Genomic DNA, 23,285 nt, shown 5'->3' with positions numbered 1-23,285 from the left:
CCGAAGCGTGACAGATCGTCCGTATGCGTCACGCGCGCCCCATCGCTTGATTCGGGCTGTCTGCGCCGCTGTGAAAGCTCTACAAATGGAGATGCCTCGGCGGGACGCGGTCCGGCCGGTTCTGGGGAGAAAGATGATGAGCGGAACGGTCCTGGTCGCCGGCGGGGCGGGCTATGTCGGCTCGCACGTCTGTCTGGCCCTGTCGCAGGCGGGGTTCAGCCCGGTCGTCTATGACAATCTGTCGAACGGCCACGCCGCCTTCGTCCAGTGGGGCGAACTGGAGACCGGCGACATCCGCGACGGCGTGCGGCTGGACGAGGTCATCGCCAAACACAAGCCCGTCGCCGTCCTGCATTTCGCCGCCCTGATCGAGGTCGGGGAATCGGTCAAGGAGCCGGGCCGCTTCTACGAGAACAATGTCGCCGGGGCGATCACCCTGATCGAGGCCGCGCGGCGCGGCGGGATCGAAGCCCTGGTCTTCTCCTCGACCTGCGCCACCTATGGCGATCCGGTGCGTCTGCCGATGGACGAGACCCATCCCCAGGCGCCGCTGAATCCCTATGGCCGGTCCAAGCTGATGGTCGAACAGGCCCTGGCCGACTATTCGACCTATGCCGGGTTCCGCTCGGTCTGCCTGCGCTATTTCAACGCCGCCGGCGCCGACGAGGAAGGCCGGATCGGCGAACGCCATCACCCCGAGACCCACGCCATCCCCCTGGCCCTGCAGACGGCCCTGGGCCAGCGGCAGGGGTTCAAGCTGTTCGGCGACGACTATGACACCCGCGACGGCACGGCCGTGCGCGACTACATCCATGTGATGGACCTGGCCGACGCCCATGTGCGGGCGCTGAAATATCTGCTGGACGGCGGCGAGACGACCGTCTTCAACCTGGGCACCGGCACGGGTACGACGGTCAAGGAACTGATCGACACCATCCGCCGCACCACCAACCAGCCCTTCCCGGTCGAGACCACTCCGCGTCGCCCCGGCGACGCCCCCTGTCTGGTGGCGAACAACAGCCGGGCGCGCGAGGTGCTGGGCTGGGCGCCGACCCGGACCCTGGACGACATCGTCCGCACGGCCTGGCGCTGGCACGCGGCGGAACGGGATCGCGCGGCGGGCTAGGCTTTCGGCGGCGCCGTCGAGCCGCGCGGGGCGAAGCCGAATTCCACCATGCTCTGGGCCGGCAGGTCCGGGTCGCCGGACTTGAAACGGATCAGCAGGTCGGCGGCGACGGCGCTCATCTCGGCGATCGGCTGGACGATGGCGGACATGTCGGCGAACCGGGCCAGGGGGGTGTTGTCGAAACTGATCACCGACAGGTCGGCGGGAACCGACAGGCCGCGCGCCTGGGCCGTGCGCAGGGCGGCGTGGGCCATGCGGTCGTTGCTGGCCACCACGGCGGTCGGCGGCGTGGGCAGGGCCAGCAGAGCGTCCATGGCGACGACGCCCGATTCATAGGTGAAGTCGCCCCGCCCGATCAGGGTCTCGTCCAGGCCCCGGGGAGAGGCCGACATGACCTGGCGATAGCCGGCCAGTCGCGCACCGCTGACCGCGTATTCCTCGCTGCCCGTGATGAAGCCGATGCGCGTGTGGCCCAGGCTCAACAGATGTTCGGCGGCGAAGGCGGCCGCCTTGGCGTCGTCCATTGAGACAGCGAAGCCGTCGCCCTCGGCGATGGAGGCGATCCGGGCGAAGGGCAGGCCCAACTGGCTGAGCAGGCCGGTGATGGCCGGGTTCTCGCTGTGCGGCGGGGTCAGGATGACGCCGTCGGGGTGCAGGGCGGCGATGGCGCCGCGCACGGCCGCATCGACATGGTCGGAATGGGTGTCGACCAGTTCGAAGATCATGCGGTAGCCGTGCGCCTCGCACTTCAGCATCCCGCCCATCAGCATCTGGTCGACCCAGTCGGTGCCCTCGCCGGACTTCCAGCCCTCTATGGTCCGGTCGCGGTCGTTCAGGGCCATCAGCAGATAGGAGCGGGATCCGCCCATGCGGCGCGCCGCCAGACTGGGGACATAGCCCAGCTTGGCCACGGCGGCGCGGACCCGCTCCTGCACGACCGGCCGTACGTTCGGCTCATTGTTCATCACGCGCGAGACGGTCTGGAGCGAGACGCCCGCCTCGGCGGCGACGTGCTTGATGGTGACCGCGCGGCGCAAACTGGTGACTTCCTTATCCCCGCGCCCATTGTGTCAGGCTTGACCGTGCCGAAGCAAGCATGGTCACGCCGGCAGGGGCTGCGGGATGGGCAGGTCGACGGTCGGGGCCGGGCAGTTGGCGTCCAGGAAGTCCTGGTGCGTCGGCAGGTCGCCGACGAAGGCGCGCAATATGTCGGCGGCCCGGTCCATCTCGCGCGTCAGGCCGGTGAAGTCGATCCGGTCCACCAGGGGCGGATAGGAGCGGGGCTTCACCCCCATGCCGTCCATCACCGCGTACCAGCTGACATTGCGGAACAGCGGATCCAGGGCCTCGACCAGGGCGCCGTTGGCGCGGAAGACCTCCAGCTTGTGTTGCAGACCCTCGGGCAGGACCATGTCCCGGCACCGGCGCCAGAAGTCGGTGTCGCCCCGTCGGGTCAGGGCGTAGTGCAGGATGATGAAATCGCGGATCTCCTCGTAATCCACGGTCATCCGCCGATTGTATTCCGCCGCCAGGTTCGGGTCGCAGTCCAGGTCCGGCATCAGGCGGAAGAAGAAGTCCATGCCGCGATAGATCAGGTGGATGGCGGTCGATTCCAGCGGTTCGATGAAGCCGCTGGCCAGGCCCAGGGACAGGACGTTCTTGTCCCAGATCCGCTCGCGCACCCCGGTCTTGAACGGCACCACCATAGGATTGACCACGGGCCGGCCCTCGACCTGGGCCATCAGGGTCGCGGTCGCCTCGTCGTCGGACAGATGCCTGCTGGAGAAGACATAGCCGTTGCCGGTCCGGTGCTGCAGCGGGATGCGCCAGCGCCAGCCGAAATCCTGGGCCTGGGCCAGGGTGTAGGGGGCGGGCGGGCCGACATTCTCGGTCTGGACGGCGATGGCCCGGTCGCACAGCAGCCATTCGGACCAGTCCGTGTATCCGACGCCCAGGGTCTTGCCGATCAGCAGGGCGCGGAAGCCGGAGCAGTCGATGAAGAAGTCCGCCTCGACCGTCCGGCCCGACTTGAGCTTCAGCGACTGGACGAAGCCGTCGGGCCGCGTCGCCACGTCCTCGACCATCCCCTCGGTGCGTTTGACGCCCCGCGCCTCGGCGAAGGCGCGCAGATAGGCGGCGACCCGTTTGGCGTCGACGTGGACGGCGTAGGCGGCGCCGCCGATGGGCGTCCGCGCCGCCTTGAACGGCAGCATGAACCGGCCCTGGTCCGCCATCTGGGCGGCGGCGGCGAAGTCCATCAGCGGCCGGTCGTAGCCGTTGGCCCGCGCCTTCAGCCAGACCTGATAGAATTCGCTGATGTCCACCGGGGCGCCGATGGCGCCGAAGGGGTGGAAATAGGTCTCGCCCTTCTCGGTCCAGTTCTCGAAGCGGATGCCCAGTTTGAAGCTGGCCTGGGTCTGCTGGATGAAATCCTGCTCGTTGACGCCCAGCCGTTTCAGCATTTCCAGGAAGGGCGGGACGGTGGATTCCCCGACGCCGATGGTGCCGATGTCGTCGGACTCGACCAGTTCGATCTCGGCTAAACGCCCCTTGAAATGTTCGGCCATCAGGGCGGCGGCGACCCAGCCGGCGGTGCCCCCGCCGACGATGCAGATCTCTCTCAGGGGGCGGCGGGGCTGGTCCATGGCGGGTCTCATGCGGCTTGGTCGCGGTCGAGGGCCGCGAGGAACTGGGCGTGGTCGGGGGTGCGGGCGACCAGGTCGGCGATGTTGCGGCGCATCTCGTCCAGACTGCGCGCCAGATAGGCCGGGTCCATGGCGTCGACCGCCGGGTCGTAGTGGTCGGGATAGAGGCCGAAGCCGTCGTAGATGGCCAGCCAGCTGGCCGGGTGGAACATCTCCCAGCGATAGCGGACGAACTGGCCCCGTGCGGTCCACAGGGCGATCTTGCGCTCCAGGGTCTCGGGGATCGCCATGGCGCGGCAGTCCCGCCAGAAGTCGGTGTCGTCGCGGCGGTTCAGCTTGTAGTGCAGGATGATGAAGTCGCGGACCCGCTCCATCTCGCGGGCCGACTGATCGTTGAACTCGTCCAGCACCGGCTGGGCGAAGCGGCGGTCGGGGAACAGGGACTTCAGCCGTTCGATCCCGTTCTCGATCAGGGCGATGCTGGTGCTCTCCAGCGGCTCCAGGAAGCCGGCCGACAGGCCGATGGCGACACAGTTCTTCGCCCAGGTCTGGGCGCGCCGACCCGGCCGGAAGGGTATGCGGCGCGGCTCCATCAGCGGATCGCCCAGCAGATGGGGCGTCAGTTCGGCCAGGGCCTGATCGTCGCTGATATGGGCGCTGGAGAAGACCAGGCCGTTGCCGGCCCGGTGGCGCAGCGGAATGCCCCACTGCCAGCCGGCCGACCGGGCGGTGACGCGGGTGAAGGGGGCGGGGGCGTCCTCGGGGCGGTTGGCGCTCTGCACCGCATAGGCGGCGTCGCAGGGGAGCCAGCGGCCCCAGTCCTCGAACGCAACCCCCAGGGCCTCGCCGATCACCAGACTGCGGAAGCCGGAGCAGTCGACGAACAGATCTCCCTCGACCTCGCGCCCGTCCTCCAGCGTCAGGGCGCGCACGAAACCGTCCTCGGGTCGCAGCTCGACCGAGCGGATGCGGGCGTCGATCCGGGCGCAGCCGCCCGTCTCGGCATAGGCGCGCAGATGCTGGGCGAACAGGGAGGCGTCCAGATGCAGGGCCCAGTCGAACACCGACAGCTGCGACGGCGGATTGGGCGAGGGCAGGGTGAATTTCCCGCCCTCCGCCAGCGACGCGCCCAATGACCAGGCCGCCAGGGGCGCCGTCTCGCCGGCGCGCTGCTGTTTCAGCCAGTAGTGATGAAAGCCGATCCCCTTCACGTCCTGGCCGTACAGGCCGAACGGATGGATGAAGTCCGAGCCCGGCCCGGACCAGTCGAGAAAACGGATGCCCAGTTTGCAGGTCGCCTGGGTCGCGCGCATGACGTCTTCGTCGCGCATCCCGAGCTGGGCGTAGAAACGGCGGATGGTGGGAATGGTCGCCTCGCCCACGCCGATCGTGCCGATCTCGCTGGATTCGACGACGGTGATCTTCAGCGGGGTGGTGCGGAAATGCTGGACCAGGGCCGCAGCCGTCATCCAGCCGGCGGTGCCGCCGCCCACGATGACGACGGAACGGATGCGAGGATCGTCGATCTCGTCCATGACCTGTCCAGACTATCGGAAAAATAAGGCCGGCGACACGTTTCCGCATCGCCGGCCAGTTTGCTCAGGATCGGATCAGAACCGCGCGCGCACGCCGATCATGTAGCGGGGCTCGAACTGGTTGCGGCTCTGGAACTGCTCGGCGCCTTCCTTGAACTGCAGATAGTATTCCTCGATCTCGCCGAAGACATTGGAGCCGTTGGCGTAGAGCGTGACCATGTCGTTGACGTCATAGGTCAGGTTCACGTCCACGTACTGCGACGTGTCCTGATAGATCGGGATCGAGCCGAAGGTGCTGCTCAGGCGCGGCGTCCGGTAGTTCCAGGCGACGCGAGCCTGCAGCTTGTCGCCCTGATACCAGACGGCGGCGTTCAGCGAGTGCTCCGAGTTGTCCGGGAAGGGCAGTTCGCTGCCGTCCAGCGCCGGCGAGTTCGACGAGCTGTCCGAGTAGGTATAGCTGCCGTCGAAGCCGAAATCGGACCAGATAGGCGTGTCGATGAAGTCCGACAGGCCGATCTTGGCGCCCAGTTCGACGCCCTGCAGCTCGCCGCCCTCGCCCTGGATCGGGCGATTGATGTCGACGCAGCGCCGGATGACGCCGTCGCCGTCGGGATATTCGGCGCCGCAGGTGACGGTGCCGCGCTGAATGAAGCTGTCGATGTTCAGGCGGAAGGCCGCCACGTTGAACATCGTCGCTGGGCCGTAATAATATTCCAGCGCCAGGTCGAAGTTGTTCGAACGCCACGGGTTCAGGTCCGGACTGCCGGCCAGGCTGGCGCCGGTCACTCGGCGGATGCCGACAGGCGGCGCGGTCGGATCCTCGGGGGTCGGGCCCAACGAGTCTGCGGTCGAGACGGTGACGCCGCCGCCGTAGTTGCCCAGATCCAGCGGGATCATGGTCTTGGCGAAGGCGGCGCGCAGTCTCAGCTTGTCGCTGAAGTCGTAGGCCAGGTTCACCGTCGGCAGCCAGTCGGTGTAGCTGCGGCTGGAGAGGGTGTCGCCGATGTCGTTGTTGGTGTCGCCATAGGCGCGGACATCGCCGGTCTGGTTCTGACGGACGCGCAGTTCGGTGCGGACCATGCGCACGCCGACGTCGCCGTGCAGTTGGCCGAACTCGATCGACCCGTTCACATAGGCGCTGTCCTCATAGAGGTCGACGTCATACGAGTTGCCGGGAATGATCACATCATAGGCGTTGCCGAACACCCGTTCCTGGAAGGCGCGGGGATCGTCGAAGTCGCGCGGATCCGCCACCCACACGCCCGGAATGCCCGAGGTGACCGAGCCGAAGTCGGTCAGGAAATAGGTGTTGTTGTTCTCGCGCAGCAGGGTCGGCCGGTTGACCGTATAGCCCTGGAAGCAGGTTGCGGCGTTCGGCACCGTGCCCGCCGTACAGCTGCCGGGGGTGGCGGCGACGGCCAGGGCGGGGTTGAAGCCGGGGTTGGTCACGAACTCGCCCGACTGGCACTGTGGATTGTCCATGACCACGTCGATGGCCTTCCACTGGGCCGAGCAGCCCGCCGGATTGCCCGCGCCCTGTCCGGCGTAGAAGTCCGAGAACAGGTGGAAGTTGGTGATCGACACTTCACGGGCGCTGTGGCGAACCCCGGCGTCGATCTTCTTGACGAAGCCGAACAGCGGCGTGTCCTGGAACTCGTAGCCGCCGTCGAAGCGGACCACGGTCAGGTCGGAGTTGTTGCGCTGGTTGCCTTCCGACGAATAGGCGCCGACCGTATAGCTGTCGAGATTGGCCATGTAGTCGGACAGCGGCACATTGCCGAGCCCGCCCACGATATTGTCGCCGAAGCCGCTCCAGGCCAGGGTCGAGCCGCCGACGTCGATGTGCAGTTGCGGATCGGCGCCATAACCCAGCGGGTTCGGATTGATGTAACGGCCGCCCTGGCTGCCGACCACGCCGTTCGAATATTGCGAAGCCGGATAGAGGGCTGCGATCGAGGCGGGATAGAAGGTGCCGCGCGTCCGGTCCGCGCCCTGACGGAACAGGGTGAAGGCCCGGTCCGGTCCGTACTGCCAGTTCGACAGATCGCCCTGGACCTGACCGTTCATGCTCAGCATGGAGGCGTCGGCCTTGATGGCGCGGGCGCTGAAGGTGAAGGGGCCGCCCTTGTCGTAGTCCAGTTCCAGGTTGAAGTTCTTGGCTTCGTTGTTGGTCACCCGGTTGACGGTGAAGGAGTTCAGCCACCAGACGTCCAGGTCGTATTCCTCGACATCCAGCCAGCCCAGGCCGGTGTCGGTGAACTCGGTCGGGGTGGTCCAGCCCAGGCCGCTCCAGCGGTTGGAGACGTTCAGGCCGGCGGCGCGGTTGTACTCGTCCTGCTTGGTGTAGAAGACCTCGCCGGTCAGGCGGATGCCGTCCTCGATGTCGAACTGGAAGGCGCCGTTCAGACCGATCCGGTCGCGCTCGACCTCGCGGTGGAACATCTCGTAGCCGTGCGGGGCCAGCCAGGCGTTGCCGCTGCCGCCCCAGTCGTTGCTGCCGAACAGGCTTCCGGCGGTGCCGGCGTAGTTGTTGCCCAGGTTCGAGTTGCTCAGCACGCCCGAAACCATCACGCCCAAACGATCGCCACGCCAGTTCAGCAGGCCGTTGATCAGATAGTCGTCGCCGCGCGTGCGTTCGCCGGACTGGTATTCGGCCGCGCCCGTGACGGTCGCGCCATAGTCGAAGTCCATCGGACGACGGGTGCGCAGGTCGATGGTGCCTGAAATGCCGGACTGGGCGTTGGACACGTCCTGTGACTTGAACACGACCAGCGAGCTCATCAGCTGCGACGGCACGTCGTTCAGGTTCGGCTGGGCGCTGCCCAGGTTTCCGGCGTTCAGATACTGTTCGCCGTTCAACAGGGTGACGACCTGCGGAAGGCCGCGGATGTTGACGGTCGAGCCTTCGCCGGCGGTGCGCCGGATCTGGATGCCCGCGATCCGCTGCAGGGCGTCGGCCACGGTGACGTCGGGCAGTTTGCCGATGTCTTCCGCCGAAATGGCGTCGACCAGGGCGGTTTCCTGGCGCTTGATGTTGATGGACTGGGCCTGGGACGCGCGGATGCCGGTGACGATGATCTCGTCGACCTCGGTCGCGTCCTGGGGCGCAGGGATCGGCGACTGTTCGGCGACCTGGGCGTAGGCCGGCGCCACAAGCGCCGAACTGGCCAGCAGGGCCGCCAGCATGGGCCTCTTGTAAATTCTCATCTCGTTTTCCCTCCTCTTTGGCGCCGCGTTTTTGTTGTGCGGCATTGGCTCAAGGCTTGATGGTGGTCCCTGAAAGCGTGGCGTTCGCGCTCAACCCCGCGTCTGCGGCGTCGCGGGCGACGGTGATCCGGTAGGTTTCGGAGGCGATGCGCCAGCCGGGCAGGGCCGTGTCGTAATCGGCCAGGATGCGCGGTTCGGCGGTCAGGACGACGCGGCGAGTCTCGCCCGGCGCCAGGGTCACGCGCGCGAAGGCGGCCAGGCGTTTCGGACGGTCGCCGCCGGCGACATACAGTTGCGGAACCTCGGCCCCGGCCCGGTCGCCGGTATTGGTCACGTCGAGGCTGACGCTCAGGCCGTCGGCGTTCGACACCGTCAGGTTCGAATAGGCGAAGCGGGTGTAGCTGAGGCCGTATCCGAACGGGAACAGGGGCTTTTTCCCTTCCCGTTCGTACCAGCGGTAACCGACGTCCGAGCCTTCCGGATAGTCGACGTGGAAGCCTTGCAACTCGCCGGCCTGGGGCGCGCCGGGATTGGCGGCGGCTGCGGCCTCGGCGCTTTTCAGCGCGTCTATGCCCGGCACGGTCGGGCGGGGCGGCTGGTCGGCCGAGGCGGGGAAGGTGATCGGCAGACGGCCCGACGGATTGACCTCGCCGAACAGGATCCGGGCGATGGCCTCGCCGCCGCGCTGGCCCGGATACCAGGCCTGGATCACCGCCGGGGTCTTGGACAGCCAGGGCGTCAGCACCGGGCCTCCAGTCTCCAGCACCACCACCGTCTTGCCGTTGGCGGCGGCGACCGCCTCGATCAGGGCGTCCTGACCGTCGGGCAGGGACAGGGTCTCGACGTCCTGGGCCTCGGTCGTCCACTGGGTGGCGAAGACCACGGCGATGTCGGCCGCCCGCGCCGCAGCCGCCGCGGCGGCCGGATCCTTGCCGTCGACATAGGTGACGGTCGCGTCCGGGGCGACGGCGCGGATGGCGTTCAGCGGCGACGAGGCGTGCCAGGTGACCCGCGCGAACGAGGCCGCCGCGCCCGAGGTCAGCGGGATCTCGACCGGCGCCCCGCCGACCGACCGCACCTGGGACGAACCGCCGCCCGACAGGACGCCGACGTCGGCATGTCCGCCGATCAGCACGATCCGCTTGGCCGTCTTGGCCAGGGGCAGGACGCCGCCCTCGTTCCTCAGCAGGACGATGCCGGCCTCGGCCGCACGCTGGGCCACCTCGGCGTTCTTCGCATAGTCGATGGGCTGTTCCGTCGTGACCACGGGCGCGTCCAGCACCCCCGTCTCGATCAGTCCGACCAGAACCCGGCGCACCATGTCGTCCAGTCGCGCCTCGGGGATCCGCCCGGCCGCCAGGGCCTCGCGGAACGGGGCTTCGAAATACAGGGCCCGATCCAGCTCCTGGCCCGAGGCCTGGTCGAGGCCGGCGAGGGCCGCCTTTTCGGTCGAATGGACCGCGCCCCAGTCGGACATGACCCAGCCGTCATAGGCCCAGTCCCGCTTCAGCACCTGGTTCAGCAGGAAGTCGTTCTCGCAGGCCCAGTCGCCGTTGACCTTGTTGTAGGCGCACATGACCGAGCCGGGGTTCCCGCGCTCGATGGCGATCTGGAAGGCCAGCAGATCGCTTTCGCGCAGGGCCGCCTCGTCCAGACGGGCGTCCATGATCATCCGCCCCGTTTCCTGCGAGTTGAAGGCGAAGTGTTTGACGGTCGAGACGATGTGGTTCGACTGGACGCCCCGGATATGTTCGCCGGCCATGATTCCGGCCAGCAGCGGATCCTCGCCCAGATATTCGAAATTCCGCCCGTTCCACGGATCGCGGGTCAGGTTCACCCCGCCGGCCAGCAGGATGTTGAAGGTCTTGGCCCGGGCCTCGGACCCGATCATGGCCCCGCCTGCATAGGCGATCTCGGGATCGAAGCTGGCGGCGGTGGTCAGGCTGGAGGGCAGGGCGGTGGCCGTATCGCCCTTGCGTTGCTCGACCTGGTTGGCCACGCCCAGGCTGGCGTCGCTCTCGCGCAGATTGGGTATGCCCAGGCGCGGAACGCCGGGGATATGCCCGGCCGAGGGGATCATGTCGGCCACCGGCGCGCCGGGGGTGCGTTCGGCGAAGGGCGGGAAATAGCCGTGGATCAGCTGCAGCTTCTCGTCCTGCGTCATCCGCGCCAGCAGGGCGTCGGCGCGCGCGGCGACGGCGGATGCGGCGTGCGGAGGCGCGGGGGAACGGGCGATGGCCGACAGGGGCGCGACGCCTATGGCGACCGCCAGAACCAGACTGCTGATCGACGATAACTTATTGATCACGAACTCGGATTCCCCCTGAAATCGAACACGTACAGGCGGTCGCGCCGCCGGACACATCAGTTGGAACAGGGACGAGCAAGACCGTCGGCGGCGGCGAGAGCCGGCGTCTGGACCCGTGGTTCAACGGGCGTTTCGGTCATGTCCGAGGATAGGACGCCTGAACGTCCTCACCGTCGGCCGCAAAGGCCTCCGATCATGTTTCGCTTCCCTGTCCGTGGAGACTCTTCGGCCTCTCACGTCTCGTGATTGACATGGATTGAGAGCGTTCACAACACAAATTGGCCACCATCGAACGCCGCTTTCCGGGGCGTGATGTTCACAACAGGTTTCAGGGCGACGTGGAAACCGGTGTCATCTCAGGGTTGCGGCGTCCTGACGGATTGCGTCCGGTTCCGACGTCTCCGTGGAGCATGGGAAAGCCGCCAAGCGGCTCCGAGATTGTGTGATCCATCAAGCGTCGGAGGCTGCTCTCATGACCAAAGTGCGCGAACTGCACGGATTACCCCCTGTTTTTCGGCGTTCCTGAATCGACAGGGGCCGGCGACGCCCTCGCGCCGCCGGCCCCCTTTGCTTCGTCAGGCGATGCTGGGGCTCAGAGCACCCCGATCATCGAGGCGACCAGCGGGTGGCGGACGATATCGCGTTCGGCCAGGCGAACCACGGCGATGTCGTCGATGGCCTCCAACCGCGCCGAGATGTCGGCCAGACCCGAGATGCCCGGCAGCAGGTCGGACTGCTGCGGGTCGCCGGTGACCACCATGGTCGAATGCCAGCCCAGGCGGGTCAGCAGCATCTTCAGCTGGACGTAGGTGCAGTTCTGCGCCTCGTCGACGACGATGAAGGCGTTGTTCAGGGTGCGGCCGCGCATATAGCCGATGGGGGCGATCTCGATCAGGCCCTCGGCCATCAGGGCCTTGACCCGTTTCATGCTCAGCCGGTCCGACAGGGCGTCGTAGAGGGGGCGCAGATAGGGGGCCAGCTTGTCCTCCATGTCGCCGGGCAGGAAGCCGATCGACTCCCCGGCCTCGACGGCGGGGCGGCTCAGCACGATACGGCCGACCTTGCCCGCCTCCAGCGCCTCGACCGCCTTGGCCACGGCCAGATAGGTCTTGCCGGTGCCCGCCGGACCGAGCGCCATGACCAGATTGTGGGCGTCGATGGCCTCCATCAGTTCGGTCTGACCCACCGACTTGGGCTTCAGCGTCTTGAGGTAGCCTTGTTCGCGGTCGTCATTCGACGGATGGGGCGACCAGCCCGACCTTTCATTGTGGGGGGCGTGGAGCCGACGCACTTTCGACTCCTCGATGAACTCCCGTGAATCGAGGATACCGTTCTCACGGGACTGACGCTTCATTGCCGCACGCTTGGTCATGGACGCCTCCAGGGCATGAAAAAAGGCGGACCCGAACGGGTTCCGCCTTGGCTGGTCTTGGGGAGGAAGAGGTCGCGGCCCGCGTCGCGGCGACCGCCCGGATCGACAGCAGGGCCGTCCGCAACGGAACAGGTCCGCCGCCGAACTACCGAACCAGGATCCCAACGCGCCACGCGAAAGCCCCGACGACTGACCGGACCGGGCTTGATCCGGCTTCGGATCCGAGCCGATATGTCGGTCTCGAATCACAGCAACAGTTTGATGCTAACGTGGTTTCTGAAAGCTTAAAGCGATCTTTTCGTGAAGATGATCGGTGAACGGATGACTGCATACGCCCTGGACGACATCAGTCCTCAGCTTCCCCCTGAGGGCGAATACTGGATCGCGCCGAATGCTTCGGTCATTGGAAACGTGATTCTGCACAGGAACGCCAGCGTCTGGTTCGGCGCCGTCCTGCGCGGCGACAACGAGCCGATCACGATCGGCCAGGACTCCAACGTCCAGGACGGAGCTGTGATGCATACCGACATGGGCTCGCCCCTGACCCTGGGGCGCGGCGTGACCATCGGGCACCAGGCCATGCTGCACGGCTGCGAGGTGGGGGACTACAGCCTGATCGGCATCGGCGCCGTGGTGCTGAACGGGGTGAAGATCGGCAAGAACTGCATCATCGGGGCCAACGCCCTGCTGACCGAGGGCAAGGTCATCCCCGACAACAGCCTGGTCATGGGCCAGCCCGGCAAGGTGGTGCGCGAACGGGATCCCGAGCTGATCTCGGTGCTGCAGATGTCGGCGGACCACTATGTGCAGAACTGGCGGCGGTTCGCAGCGGGCCTGCGCGCAGTCTGAGTTCTCTACTCTTCCTCGTCATCCTAGGCCTTGTGCCTAGGATCCAGACGCCCGGTGTTCAGAGCGTGGGCGCCGTCGTCGACCGTGTTTATGGATCCTAGGCACAAGGCCTAGGATGACGGAGCTCAGAGAGACGCGAGAACCTCGCGCGCGTCGTCCCCATCCTTGGCGATCTGGGCCTTCAGCGCCTCCAGACCGTCGAACCGTTCCTCGCCGCGCAGCCAGGCGATCAGTTCCACATCCAGGGTCTGGCCGTACAGATCGCCGTCGAAGTCGAACAGCCAGGCCTCCAGCAGCGGCGTCTCCAGCGCATACATGGGGCGCACGCCCAGGCTGGCGACGCCGCCGAACCGGCGTCCGTCCGGCAGACGGGCGCGGATCGCATAGACCCCGTAGGCCGGGCGCATATAGTCGCCCAGGTCGATATTGGCGGTCGGCACGCCGATGGTGCGGCCGCGCTTGTCGCCGTGGATCACCGCGCCCCGGATGGCGAAGGACCGGCCCAGGATGGCGGCGGCGCGGTCCATGTCCCCGGCCTTCAGGGCTTCGCGCGTCGCCGAGGACGACAGTTTCAGCCCGTCCGCATCGTCCTTGCGTTCGGCGGTCGAGACGGTGAAGCCCAGCCGTTCGCCATAGGTCCGCAGGGCCTCGGGCGAGCCGGTGCGGCCCTTGCCGAAGGTGAAGTCGAAGCCGACGGCGGCGTGGCGCACGCCCAGGCCTTCACCCAGAACCCGTTCGGCGAACTCGGCGTCGCTCATGCCCGCCATCTCGGCGTCGAACGGCAGCAGATACAGGACGTCCACCCCGAGCGGCTCCAGCGCCTCGACCATCTGGTCGGCGGTCATCAGCCGAAAGGGCGCAGCCTCCTTCTGGAAGAAGCGGCGCGGATGGGGATCGAAACTGACCACGCCCAGCGGCGCGCCCAGCCGTTCGGCGGCGGCGCGGGCGTCGGCGATGACGGCCTGGTGGCCCCGGTGCACGCCGTCGAAGGCGCCGACCGCGACCGCAGCGCCCTTCAGGGCCGCAGGCAGGTCGCGCCAGTCGCGAACGACCTGCATCAGCGTTGCGAGGGTTTGCGCCGGCGAGGAACGCGGACGACGGCGACGCCGTCCATGATCATGACGTCGTTGACGAAGCCTTCGCAGCTCAGCTTGACCCGCGCGCTCTCCGGCTCGACCTCGATCACGGTGATCAGGATGCGGACGATGTCGTCGATACGCACCGGCTGATGGAAGGCCAGGGTCTGGGAGATGTAGATCGACCCCGCCCCCGGCAGAATCGTTCCGACCACGGCCGATCCGAACGAGGCGCTGAGCAGGCCGTGCGCGATCCGGCCGCGATAGGCGGTCTTGGAGGCGAAGGCCTCGTCCAGATGGACGGGATTGAAGTCGTCGGAGGCTTCGGCGAACAGCCTGATGCGGTCCTCCGTGGCGGTGACGATTTTTTCGGCGGCCATGCCGACGTGAAGTTCGTCCAGGATGTAACCACCGGACGGATGTTGCTGAACCAGATCGACCATGGATCAGGCTTTAGCTGCGGTGCGACAAAATGGCGAGCCTTACCAGGCCAGATCGAGCGCGGCGTATCGCGCATATGTTGTTTCAGCCTTCAGCAGGTCGCCGGCGCGGGCCGGATCCAGAGCGCCGTCCGGCCCCTTGGCCTTGTCGCCATGGATGCCCTGGGCGATGAACAGGCAGTCCAGCGCCTGGGCGTTGGCGCCCATGACGTCGGTGACCACGCCGTCGCCGATGCACAGGACGCGCGACCGGTCGACCGGCCGGCCCAGCAGGGTTTCGGCTTCGGTCATCGCCAGATCATAGATCGGGGCATAGGGCTTGCCGGCCATGACCACCCGGCCGCCCATCGACTCATAGAGGTCGGCCAGAGATCCGCCGCAGTAGATCAGCCTGTCGCCGCGTTGCACGACCCGGTCGGGATTGGCGCAGATCAACTCCAGCCCGCGTTCGGCGCCGACGGCGAACCGTTCACGATAATCCTCGGGCGTCTCGACCTCGTCGTTCACAGGGCCGGTGACGGAGATGAAGGCGGCGTCGTCGGCGGCGTCGGCGCGGTCCAGGCCCAGGCCGGCGTACAGGGGGGCGTCGCGCTCGGGGCCGACGATCCAGGCCGGTCCGGGCGCGCGCTTGGCCAGTTCGGCGCGGGTGGCGTCGCCGGAGGTGACGAAGGCCTTCCAGCTTTCGCGCGGCACCTTCAGCCCGTCCAACTGGGCGATCACGTCAGAGGCCGGACGCGGCGAGTTGGAGATCAGCACCACATGGCCGCCTTCGCGGTTGAACCGGGCCAAGGCCTCGCAGGCCTCGGGCCAGCTTTCGCGGCCGTTGTGGATCACGCCCCAGACGTCGCAGAGCAGGATGTCGTAGTCGCCGGCGACGGCGCCGAGGTGGGGCAGGGCGTGGGGGAGGGTCATGGAGTGTGAGTAGCGGGTTGAGCGCCCCGGTTAAACCCTCTCCCGTCGGGAGAGGGTTTGAGCGCCCGAGAGCGTCAGCGATCGGTCTTGCGCGAAAGGGCGAGGGGCACGGCGGTGCGAACTGGCCCGCCGCTCGACCCTCATCCGGCCCTTCGGGCCACCTTCTCCCAACGGGAGAAGGGCGCTGTGTGCTTAGTTGAACCGCCGACGCTGCTCGGCGCTGCGCAGGGTCGAGCGCAGGAAGTCGGCGGGGGGATCGGTTTCGGCCAGCACCTGTTCCTTGATGGCGCGGGGCTCGCCGAACAGATGGCCCTGGCCCATCGCAACATCGAGTTCGAGGATGTCGACGATCTGGCGTTCGGCCTCGACCTTTTCGGCGATGACCTCGACGCCGTAGCGGCGGGTCAGGGCGGCGAAGTCGGCGGCCTGGATGTCGGGCATGGAGCGCAGCGGAGCGCCGCCGTCCAGATCCAGCAATTGCTCGATCAGCAAATCGGCCGAGACCTTGATGAATTTCACGTCCGACCGCTGGAGGTCCGAGAAGTCCAGATCCAGGGTCTGCACCTTGTCCAGCGAGAAGCGGAAGCCCAGGTCGGCCAGCTTGGCCATGTTGCGGGCCTCGATGGCGCCGCGGGCGTCGAAGGTGGCCTGACCCAGTTCGAAGATCAGGGCCTGGTTCAGGTCGCGGTTCTCGCTGAGGAATTCGAGGAACTGGGGGAAGAAGGTCTCGTCGCCCAGCGAGGTCAGGGCCACGTTGCAGAAGACCCCGACCTTGCGGTCCTGGCGGGCCAGGCGGCGCACGATCTGGGCGCAGCGGAACAGCAGCAGATTGTCGATCGCCGGCACCAGGCCCTCGCCCTCGGCCAGGGACAGGTATTCCGCCGGCATCATGACCCGGTCGGTGGAGTCGCGCAGGCGGGTGAAGCTCTCGTAGAAGATGGTCCGGCGCTGGGGCAGGGAGACGACCGGCTGCAGATACAGGTCGACGCGGCCTTCGCTGAGGGCGTCGTGGATGGTGCGCAGCAGGACGTTGGACTGGGCCTGGCGGCGACCCTCGAAGGTTTCGACTCCGATGTTCGGCGCGGCCGACAGGCGGTGGTCGATGCTGTCGCTCATCTGCTGGACCAGGGTCTCCAGCATCCGCACCTCGCCGGTCAGGGCGTCGGTGTCCGACAGGGCGCCGCTCTCGATGGCGTGGGCCAGTTCGGTCAGGGCGCCCTGGGTCGACTCCATCGCGTCGGCCAGCAGCCGGTGGGCCTCGCGGACCTGGTCGATTTCCTTCTTCAGGGCGCGGCGGGCGGCGATGCCGGTGACGATGCCGTGGAAGGCGCCCAGCAGGCCGAGCGCGCCGAGGGCCCCCGCAACGCCTGCGCCGGCGCCCAGACCTGCACGCCACAGGAAGGCGCCCACGGTCATGCCGAGGAACAGATAGGCGAAGTAGAGAAAGCCCGTGGTTACGTTACGCATCGGCTGGCGGTGGCCACTCCCGGATGGAATCGCCTGCGAGTATCAGGCTATCAATGTCATTCGGCTAGAGCGGGGGAACAAATATCCCCGCCAAATCCAAGGGGAGACGCAATGGAACTGTTCGATCTGACCGGCAAGGTCGCCATCATCACCGGATCGTCGCGCGGAATCGGCAAGGCGATCGCCGAAAGGCTGGCCGAGCACGGCGCCAGGGTGGTCATTTCCTCGCGCAAGGCCGGGCCGTGCGACGAGGTCGCGGCCGAGATCAACGGCAAGTACGGCGAGGGGCGGGCCATAGCGGTTCCGGCCAATATCGCCTCGAAGGAAGATCTGCAGCGGCTGGTGGACGAGACGAACGCGGCCTTCGGCAAGATCGACATCTTGGTCTGCAACGCCGCGACCAATCCCTACGCCGGACCGATGGGCGGGATCGCCGACGACCAGTTCGAGAAGATCCTGCAGAATAACGTCATCTCGAACCACTGGCTGATCCAGATGGTCGCGTCGCAGATGGTGGAGCGGAAGGACGGATCGATCCTGGTGATCTCGTCCATCGGGGGCTTGCGGGGCAACGCCCTGATCGGCGCCTACAACATCTCCAAGGCCGCCGACATGCAGCTGGTGCGCAATCTGGCGGTGGAGTGGGGGCCGTCGAACGTGCGGGTCAACTGTATCGCGCCGGGCCTGGTCCAGACCGATTTCGCCAAGTACCTGTGGGAGAATCCGGAACTGCTGAAGACGGTGACGGAGCCCGCGCCGCTGAAAAGGATCGGTCAGCCGGATGAAATCGCGGGCACGGCGGTCTATCTGTGCAGCCCTGCGTCGGCCTATGTGACCGGGCAGACCCTTGTGGTGGACGGTGGATTGACGATTGCCTGGTGAAGAAACGCGCTCGAGCAGCCCGCAGGGCGGCAGCGTAAAAGATACGCGGCAGGATCTGGTCTGGCGTCTGGAGGCCCTGGCCTTCCGGACGCTGTTCGGTTTTCTGCGCTTCCTCGGGGTCGAGCGGGCCTCGGGTCTGGGCGGCTGGCTGCTGCGCACCCTTGGGCCGCTGACCGGCACCCAGAAGACGGTGATGCGTAATCTGCGCATCGCCTTCCCTGACCTGAGCGAGGCCGAATATGCGGCCCTGGCGCTGGAGCAGTGGGACCGGACGGGCCGCACCTTCGCCGAACTGGCGGTGATGGACCGGCTGACGCCGGAGGGCGGCCGGGTCGAGGTGGTCGGGATGGAGCGGCTGCACGCCCTGCGCGACAGCGGCAAGGCGGCGGTGCTGATCTCGGGCCACCTGGCCAATTTCGAGGTGATGGCGGCGGTGATCATGGCCTCGGGCGTGCCGTGCCAGGTGACCTATCGCGCCGCCAATAATCCTTACGTCGACGCCCTGATCCGCCAGAGCCGCGAGCGCTACGGCATCCGCCTGTTCGCGCCCAAGGGCGACGGGACGCGGGAACTGATGGCGGGGATGAAGCGGGGGGATTCCATCGCCCTGCTGGTCGACCAGAAATACAATCAGGGGCCGGAGGTTGAGTTCTTCGGCGAGCCCGTCAACGCCTCGCCGGGGGCGGCGCGGCTGGCGCTGAAGTTCGGCACGGTCATGCAGCCCTTGTCGGTGGTGCGTCTGCCGGGCGTGCGGTTCCGGGTGACCGCCCACGAGCCGATCGTGGTGACCGAGACCGAGGACAAGGCCGGCGACGTCCTGGCCGGAATCCAGGCCGCCAACCGGTTCGTCGAGGATCGGGTGCGCGAGGTTCCCGAGGACTGGTTCTGGGTCCACAAGCGGTGGCCCGACAAGGTCTATGCGGCGTTGGACGCCCGTCTGGCGTCGGCGACGCGGCGGAACGGGCCCGCGTAGCCCGCGATCTCGCGGCGGCGACGGCAGGGGCCGAAATAGGTCTCGGTCTTCACGAAGGGGCGCGGCTTGAAGATGACCGCATTGATCCGGTCAATGATGGCCTTCGCCGTGATCGGCTTGACCAGGAATTCGGTGACGCCGGCGTCGCGGGCGGCGTAGACGCGGCTTTTTTCCGCATGGCCGCTCATCATGATGATGGGCAGGTAGATGTTGGCGCTCTGCGCGCTGGTGCGGACCATGCGGGTGAATTCCACCCCGTCCAGCGGGTACATATTGTAGTCGACGATGGCCAGGTCGACGGGGAATTGACGCAGGATGTCGAACGCCTCGGCGCCGTTGGTCGCCTCATGCACCTTGTGGATATTGGCCGAGTGCAGGACGGTAGAGGTTATGGCGCGCATATGCTGGTTGTCGTCGACGACCAGAACCTGCAGCGATTGAAGAGATGACACCGGAGCCCCCACCCGTAGTGAGGCGCGAAGATAGGTGTTTGTCCTTAGTCTGGCAAGCGACGGTCAGGTTCAGGCAAGCTTTTCCGGGGCGTGGGCGCCGACCATCAGGGACGGGTCCAGATTGCGGTCGCGCCATTTCATGCGCCAGCACAGGTGCGGGCCGGTGGCGCGGCCGGTCATGCCGACCCGGCCCAGGGCCTGGCCGCGTCGCACCGCCTGCCCGGTGGTCACGTCCAGTTGCGACTGGTGCAGATAGCAGCTGATCAGGCCCTGACCGTGGTCGATCAGGGTCAGGCCGCCCTCGAAATGCATGCCGGGTCGAGTGAAGGCGATGCGGCCGTCAGCCGGCGCCCGGATCACGGTCCCTGCGGGGGCGGCCAGGTCGATGCCGTAATGGGGACGGGCCGGCGTGCCGTTGAGAACGCGCTGCGCGCCCCACTGGCTGGAGACGCGATAGGTCGCCAGCGGCCAGACGAAGCCGTCGCGGAAATCATCGGCGTCGGCGCGGCTGGCGAAGCCCTCGGTCTTGAGGGCGATCTCCTGCTGAATGCGCGCGAGCAGGGCCGGGTCGCTGGGCTCGACCGTCGTGGGCGGCAGGCCGTCGACGCGGGTCGAGGGAAATTCGTGGGGCGCGATGTCGAGGGTGCGGCGGGTCGAACCGCCTTCGGCGCGCACCTCGATCTCGGCGCTGCCGGCGGCGTCGCGGTCGAATCCGACAATGAACAGACCGGCGGCCGAGGCGGTCGACAGGGCCTCGCCGTCGACGAAGACCAGGGCGCGCGGTTCGGTGCGCCCCATGGCGTAGCCCCCCTGACGCCAGGCGCCGTTGAGGGCGAGGGCCGGCTCCGCCCGCGCCTGCGCCGTCGCGCCGAGCATTCGAGGGGTGGCGAGCGCCGCGCTGACGCCGAGGACCAGCGCGCGGCGCGGGATCATGCGTCGGTCATCCGGGCGATGAATTCGGCCGGGCTGAAATAGGCCTCCTGCCGGGTCGGGCTCCAGTAACGGAGGATCTCCAGCGGGATGGGCTTGTCCGTGACGGCGCAGCGCACGAACCGGCCGGGTTTCAGCACGGCGAATTCGCCGTCGCCGTAGTGAAGGGCAGCCATTGCCGAGGTCGTCGCGTCCATGGGGTCCAGTTAAGGGTGATCAGCTTGCCAGGACAAGGGGTTCTGGCTTCGGAAAGGCGTCAGGCCGTCGCCGGATTGGGCGCGGCCAGCTCGGCCTTGCGGTCGATCGCCGCCTGATGCGCCTCGGGCGTGCCGGCCGCCGGGGGCTTCGGCCTGCCGCCCATCCGGTCGGTGAACAGGAAGACGAAGGGGTTCAGCGAGATCGACAGCAGGGCGGCGGCCAGGATCAGGTCGTGGGTTTCGCGGCTCATTGCGCCCAGGGTCACGCCGAGGGCGGCCAGGATGAAGGAGAATTCCCCGATCTGGGCCAGGGCGGCCGCGACGGTGAAGCCGGTCGGCCGGTCCAGCTTGAACACCTTGGTGATGACGAGGGCGGCCAGCGACTTGCCGACGATGACGATGCCGAGGACGCCGAGAACGGCCAGGGGCTGACGCACCAGGATCATCGGGTCGAACAGCATGCCGACCGAGACGAAGAACAGCACGGCGAAGGCGTCGCGCAGCGGCAGGGACCGTTCCGCTGCGTTGTGGCCCAGGGGCGAGGCGTTCATCACCAGGCCGGCGAGGAAGGCGCCCAGTGCGAAGGAGTGGAACAGGAAATAGGCCAGCCAGGCGATGCCCAGGGCGATCGCCAGGACGCCCAGGGTGAAGAGTTCGCGCGACCGGGTGTGGGCGATGCGGACCAGCAGCCAGGGCACCAGCTTGCCGCCGACGACCAGCATGCCGGCGACGAACAGAACCACCTTCAGCAGGGTCCAGCCGACGTTGATCCCCAGGGCCGTCAGGTCGGTCTGGGTTCCGGCCGGGACGATGATCATGGGCAGCATGACCAGGGCGATGACGATGACCAGATCCTCGACGATCAGCCAGCCGACGGCGATGCGGCCGATCTCGCCCTTGACCTGTTTGCGCTCTTCCAGCGCCCGCAGCAGGACCACGGTCGAGGCGACCGACAGGGCGAAGCCCATCAGCAGGGCCTCGACGTCGCCGAGGCCGAGCACGAACCGGCCCAGACCCCAGCCGAGCGCGGTGGCCACGGCGATCTGGACCAGGGCGCCGGGGATTGCGACCTTGCGGACCTGCATCAGATCCTTGGGCGAGAAGTGCAGGCCGACGCCGAACATCAGCAGGATGACGCCGATCTCGGCCAACTGGGGGGCCAGTTCGGTGTCGGCGACGAAGCCGCCGGTATAGGGACCGACCACGACGCCGGCGACCAGATAACCGACCAGGGGCGACAGTTTCAGACGGTTGGCCAACATGCCGAACACGAAGGCGAGGACGAATCCTCCGACCAGGGTGAGAATCAGGCTGTCGGCATGCGTCATCGAGGCTCCTGTCAGGGGCAAGGGGGTGGCTTTGGGTATGCTTTGCAGTTGGGGTCGCAAGGCCGATTTGGCAAGATGACGCAGTGTCGCGTCAGCGACAATCGGCGCCGCCGCCGCGGAAGGCGCAGGCCTTACCAGCCCCGGCCGCCGCGGCTCCAGCGATCGTCGCCGCGGTAGCGGTCGTCGGAGACGTAACGGCCGTCGCGGTCATACCAGCCGTAGCCCTGCTGGTAGCGGTCGTAGCCGTCCAACTGATAGCCATGGTCGGCATACTGGCCGTCCTCCGCCTCCCACCAGTCGCGGGGGTAGGGGGTGAGCTGGCAGTCATACTGGCCGTTGCCGCCGCCCCAGGACGGGGCGTAGCGGTCGCGGTAGCGGTTCTCGAACCGGGGGCGGCACAGGTCGCGCGACCAGACGCGGTTGCCGCGCGCCTGGATGGAGGCCCGCTCCTCGGCGTAGAGGGCGTCGCGGACGCCGGCGAAACTGTTGTTGGTGACCACGGCCCGACCCGAGGCGGCGGCGACCCCGACCTGGTTCACGCGAACGCGGTTCTGATCGAACAGAAGCTCGCCGTTGTAGAGGACGGCGCCCTTGTCGCCCTTGCAGATCCGGCTGTTCGAGACCGAGACCGAGGCGCCTTCGACGGCCACGCCTTCTACATAGCCGCAGATTTTGGCGTTGGTGATGGCCGCCTGGCCATAGTCGCGCGAGGCGCGGACGATGACGCCGATGGCGCGCGGGCCGAAGCTGTTGGGCTGTTCCGAACCGATCAGGGTCACGGACGACAGGGTGGACGGGCCGCCGGCGCCGGGGGTCAGTTCGACGCCCGACTGGGATCCGGTGACGGCGACCTCGTACAGGGTGGCCACGGTGCCGTCGGCGATGATGGCAGGGGCGACGGTGCGGGCGTCGATCAGGGCGTCGCGCAGGTCCAGCAGGCCGCCGTCGGCGTAGATGGCGGCCTCGTCCCCCGCATGGCGGAAGCCGACGCGGCTCATGACGATCTCGGCGCCATAGCCGACCACGCAGGCGGCGTCCCCGGCGCGGGGCGAGGCGAAGACCAGGTCGCGGACCTCGACCCGGACCCCCTGGGACACGGTCAGGCAGGGCAGGCCGTCCGGCGCCTGCAGCGTCGGCGTCGCGGCGTCCCAGCGGCGCGGGTCGAAGCCGCTGTCGCCGATGATGGTCAGGGGCTTATCGATGTTCAGCCAGCCGACGCAGGCGCCGGCCCGGGCGCGGATGATCAGGGTGCCGCCGGGACGGACCCGCTGGACCGCGCTCTCGATCGCGCCGGAGCCGGGATTGCCGCCGCAGTCGACCAGGACGACCTCTTCCTGCAGCGGCGGGCGGGGCAGGGGACGCCAGGCCGGGCCGCGATAACGGCCGTAGTCGTAGCGGCGGTGCGACCGGGCGCGGCTGCGGGTCGGCGGGTCCAGCAGGACGCCGAAGTTCGGCCGTGTCTGGGCCTCGACCCTGGCGGCGACCTGGGCGTCGGCCGTCTCGGGCAGGACGACGAGGGCGGCGGCGGCGAAGACCGTCAGGAGCGAGGCTTTCGCCAGCGAGCGGATGTTCATGCGACAGACCCT

General features: G+C 67.6%; 19 protein-coding genes. 4 read left to right on the top strand and 15 right to left on the bottom strand.

Features of this window, described 5'->3' with window-relative positions:
* Window positions 1–136 precede the first annotated feature (136 nt).
* Window positions 137–1,126 (top strand): UDP-glucose 4-epimerase GalE, encoded by a 990-nt coding sequence (gene galE / locus ACIQ1T_RS00545; protein ID WP_395942538.1) that lies wholly within the window; start codon window positions 137–139, stop codon window positions 1,124–1,126.
* Here galE and ACIQ1T_RS00540 read toward each other — a convergent pair.
* The 6 genes from ACIQ1T_RS00540 to ACIQ1T_RS00515 all read right to left on the bottom strand — a co-directional run bounded on the left by ACIQ1T_RS00540 (window position 1,123) and on the right by ACIQ1T_RS00515 (window position 12,205).
* On the bottom strand, window positions 1,123–2,163 hold the full coding sequence (locus tag ACIQ1T_RS00540) for a LacI family DNA-binding transcriptional regulator (protein WP_395942537.1): 1,041 nt from the start codon (window positions 2,161–2,163) through the stop codon (window positions 1,123–1,125). The genes galE and ACIQ1T_RS00540 overlap by 4 nt on opposite strands.
* Before the next feature lie 63 nt (window positions 2,164–2,226).
* Window positions 2,227–3,771: a tryptophan halogenase family protein gene (locus ACIQ1T_RS00535; protein ID WP_395942536.1), complete on the bottom strand. Its 1,545-nt coding sequence runs from the start codon at window positions 3,769–3,771 to the stop codon at window positions 2,227–2,229.
* A gap of 8 nt (window positions 3,772–3,779) precedes the next feature.
* Entirely contained in the window at window positions 3,780–5,306 is a 1,527-nt protein-coding gene (locus tag ACIQ1T_RS00530; RefSeq protein ID WP_395942534.1) for a tryptophan halogenase family protein, read from the bottom strand.
* A 75-nt stretch (window positions 5,307–5,381) separates the two neighbouring features.
* Complete coding sequence (locus ACIQ1T_RS00525; protein WP_395942533.1) at window positions 5,382–8,513, bottom strand: TonB-dependent receptor; 3,132 nt, start codon at window positions 8,511–8,513, stop codon at window positions 5,382–5,384.
* Between the two features lie 49 nt (window positions 8,514–8,562).
* Complete coding sequence (locus tag ACIQ1T_RS00520; protein ID WP_395943098.1) at window positions 8,563–10,677, bottom strand: beta-glucosidase; 2,115 nt, start codon at window positions 10,675–10,677, stop codon at window positions 8,563–8,565.
* 736 nt (window positions 10,678–11,413) lie between these two features.
* Window positions 11,414–12,205, bottom strand: a complete 792-nt coding sequence (locus ACIQ1T_RS00515) for a PhoH family protein (protein WP_395943097.1) — start codon at window positions 12,203–12,205, stop codon at window positions 11,414–11,416.
* 309 nt (window positions 12,206–12,514) lie between these two features.
* Here ACIQ1T_RS00515 and ACIQ1T_RS00510 point away from each other — a divergent pair, with 309 nt between their 5' ends.
* Complete coding sequence (locus ACIQ1T_RS00510) at window positions 12,515–13,042, top strand: gamma carbonic anhydrase family protein (RefSeq protein WP_395942532.1); 528 nt, start codon at window positions 12,515–12,517, stop codon at window positions 13,040–13,042.
* Between the two features lie 125 nt (window positions 13,043–13,167).
* On the opposite strand, the gene ACIQ1T_RS00505 is transcribed toward ACIQ1T_RS00510, so the two are convergent.
* The 4 genes from ACIQ1T_RS00505 to ACIQ1T_RS00490 form a co-directional block, all read right to left on the bottom strand.
* Entirely contained in the window at window positions 13,168–14,100 is a 933-nt protein-coding gene (locus tag ACIQ1T_RS00505) for a bifunctional riboflavin kinase/FAD synthetase (protein WP_395942531.1), read from the bottom strand.
* The gene (locus tag ACIQ1T_RS00500) at window positions 14,100–14,561 is read right to left on the bottom strand and encodes a MaoC family dehydratase (RefSeq protein WP_395942530.1); all 462 of its coding nucleotides are present in this window, start codon (window positions 14,559–14,561) and stop codon (window positions 14,100–14,102) included. Before ACIQ1T_RS00500 ends, ACIQ1T_RS00505 begins: the two co-directional genes overlap by 1 nt.
* A gap of 39 nt (window positions 14,562–14,600) precedes the next feature.
* Entirely contained in the window at window positions 14,601–15,470 is an 870-nt protein-coding gene (locus tag ACIQ1T_RS00495) for a TIGR01459 family HAD-type hydrolase (RefSeq protein ID WP_395942529.1), read from the bottom strand.
* 192 nt (window positions 15,471–15,662) lie between these two features.
* Entirely contained in the window at window positions 15,663–16,937 is a 1,275-nt protein-coding gene (locus ACIQ1T_RS00490; RefSeq protein ID WP_395942528.1) for an EAL domain-containing protein, read from the bottom strand.
* 111 nt (window positions 16,938–17,048) lie between these two features.
* Between ACIQ1T_RS00490 and ACIQ1T_RS00485 the strand changes: the two genes are divergently transcribed.
* The gene (locus ACIQ1T_RS00485) at window positions 17,049–17,819 is read left to right on the top strand and encodes an SDR family NAD(P)-dependent oxidoreductase (protein ID WP_395942527.1); all 771 of its coding nucleotides are present in this window, start codon (window positions 17,049–17,051) and stop codon (window positions 17,817–17,819) included.
* The gene (locus tag ACIQ1T_RS00480; RefSeq protein ID WP_395942526.1) at window positions 17,809–18,792 is read left to right on the top strand and encodes a lysophospholipid acyltransferase family protein; all 984 of its coding nucleotides are present in this window, start codon (window positions 17,809–17,811) and stop codon (window positions 18,790–18,792) included. Before ACIQ1T_RS00485 ends, ACIQ1T_RS00480 begins: the two co-directional genes overlap by 11 nt.
* On the opposite strand, the gene ACIQ1T_RS00475 is transcribed toward ACIQ1T_RS00480, so the two are convergent.
* The 5 genes from ACIQ1T_RS00475 to ACIQ1T_RS00455 form a co-directional block, all read right to left on the bottom strand.
* A complete protein-coding gene (locus ACIQ1T_RS00475; protein ID WP_395942525.1) occupies window positions 18,735–19,244 on the bottom strand; it encodes a response regulator in 510 nt (169 codons plus the stop codon). The genes ACIQ1T_RS00480 and ACIQ1T_RS00475 overlap by 58 nt on opposite strands.
* A gap of 69 nt (window positions 19,245–19,313) precedes the next feature.
* On the bottom strand, window positions 19,314–20,177 hold the full coding sequence (locus tag ACIQ1T_RS00470) for a M23 family metallopeptidase (RefSeq protein WP_395942524.1): 864 nt from the start codon (window positions 20,175–20,177) through the stop codon (window positions 19,314–19,316).
* Window positions 20,174–20,350 carry a DUF2093 domain-containing protein gene (locus ACIQ1T_RS00465; RefSeq protein ID WP_395942523.1) on the bottom strand — a complete coding sequence of 59 codons (177 nt, stop codon included), beginning with the start codon at window positions 20,348–20,350 and terminating at the stop codon, window positions 20,174–20,176. The genes ACIQ1T_RS00470 and ACIQ1T_RS00465 overlap by 4 nt, the downstream gene beginning before the upstream one ends.
* A gap of 80 nt (window positions 20,351–20,430) precedes the next feature.
* On the bottom strand, window positions 20,431–21,699 hold the full coding sequence (locus ACIQ1T_RS00460; RefSeq protein ID WP_395942522.1) for a cation:proton antiporter: 1,269 nt from the start codon (window positions 21,697–21,699) through the stop codon (window positions 20,431–20,433).
* A gap of 131 nt (window positions 21,700–21,830) precedes the next feature.
* Entirely contained in the window at window positions 21,831–23,273 is a 1,443-nt protein-coding gene (locus ACIQ1T_RS00455) for a hypothetical protein (RefSeq protein ID WP_395942521.1), read from the bottom strand.
* Between the last annotated feature and the right edge of the window lie 12 nt (window positions 23,274–23,285).

This window comes from Brevundimonas sp. (assembly GCF_044336875.1).
Taxonomy (GTDB): domain Bacteria; phylum Pseudomonadota; class Alphaproteobacteria; order Caulobacterales; family Caulobacteraceae; genus Brevundimonas.
Note: the sequence above shows the minus strand (reverse complement) of the source record. Positions and strands in the feature narration are given on the sequence as shown.

Bases quoted from the DNA above. Each gene is read 5' to 3' on its own strand.
- ACIQ1T_RS00525 (WP_395942533.1), bottom strand. From the start codon at position 8,513: ATGAGAATTTACAAGAGGCCCATGCTGGCGGCCCTGCTGGCCAGTTCG.
- galE (WP_395942538.1), top strand. From the start codon at position 137: ATGAGCGGAACGGTCCTGGTCGCCGGCGGGGCGGGCTATGTCGGCTCG.
- ACIQ1T_RS00470 (WP_395942524.1), bottom strand. From the start codon at position 20,177: ATGATCCCGCGCCGCGCGCTGGTCCTCGGCGTCAGCGCGGCGCTCGCC.
- ACIQ1T_RS00505 (WP_395942531.1), bottom strand. From the start codon at position 14,100: ATGCAGGTCGTTCGCGACTGGCGCGACCTGCCTGCGGCCCTGAAGGGC.
- ACIQ1T_RS00455 (WP_395942521.1), bottom strand. From the start codon at position 23,273: ATGAACATCCGCTCGCTGGCGAAAGCCTCGCTCCTGACGGTCTTCGCC.
- ACIQ1T_RS00530 (WP_395942534.1), bottom strand. From the start codon at position 5,306: ATGGACGAGATCGACGATCCTCGCATCCGTTCCGTCGTCATCGTGGGC.
- ACIQ1T_RS00490 (WP_395942528.1), bottom strand. From the start codon at position 16,937: ATGCGTAACGTAACCACGGGCTTTCTCTACTTCGCCTATCTGTTCCTC.
- ACIQ1T_RS00520 (WP_395943098.1), bottom strand. From the start codon at position 10,677: ATGACGCAGGACGAGAAGCTGCAGCTGATCCACGGCTATTTCCCGCCC.
- ACIQ1T_RS00485 (WP_395942527.1), top strand. From the start codon at position 17,049: ATGGAACTGTTCGATCTGACCGGCAAGGTCGCCATCATCACCGGATCG.
- ACIQ1T_RS00465 (WP_395942523.1), bottom strand. From the start codon at position 20,350: ATGGCTGCCCTTCACTACGGCGACGGCGAATTCGCCGTGCTGAAACCC.
- ACIQ1T_RS00460 (WP_395942522.1), bottom strand. From the start codon at position 21,699: ATGACGCATGCCGACAGCCTGATTCTCACCCTGGTCGGAGGATTCGTC.
- ACIQ1T_RS00495 (WP_395942529.1), bottom strand. From the start codon at position 15,470: ATGACCCTCCCCCACGCCCTGCCCCACCTCGGCGCCGTCGCCGGCGAC.
- ACIQ1T_RS00535 (WP_395942536.1), bottom strand. From the start codon at position 3,771: ATGGACCAGCCCCGCCGCCCCCTGAGAGAGATCTGCATCGTCGGCGGG.
- ACIQ1T_RS00510 (WP_395942532.1), top strand. From the start codon at position 12,515: ATGACTGCATACGCCCTGGACGACATCAGTCCTCAGCTTCCCCCTGAG.
- ACIQ1T_RS00500 (WP_395942530.1), bottom strand. From the start codon at position 14,561: ATGGTCGATCTGGTTCAGCAACATCCGTCCGGTGGTTACATCCTGGAC.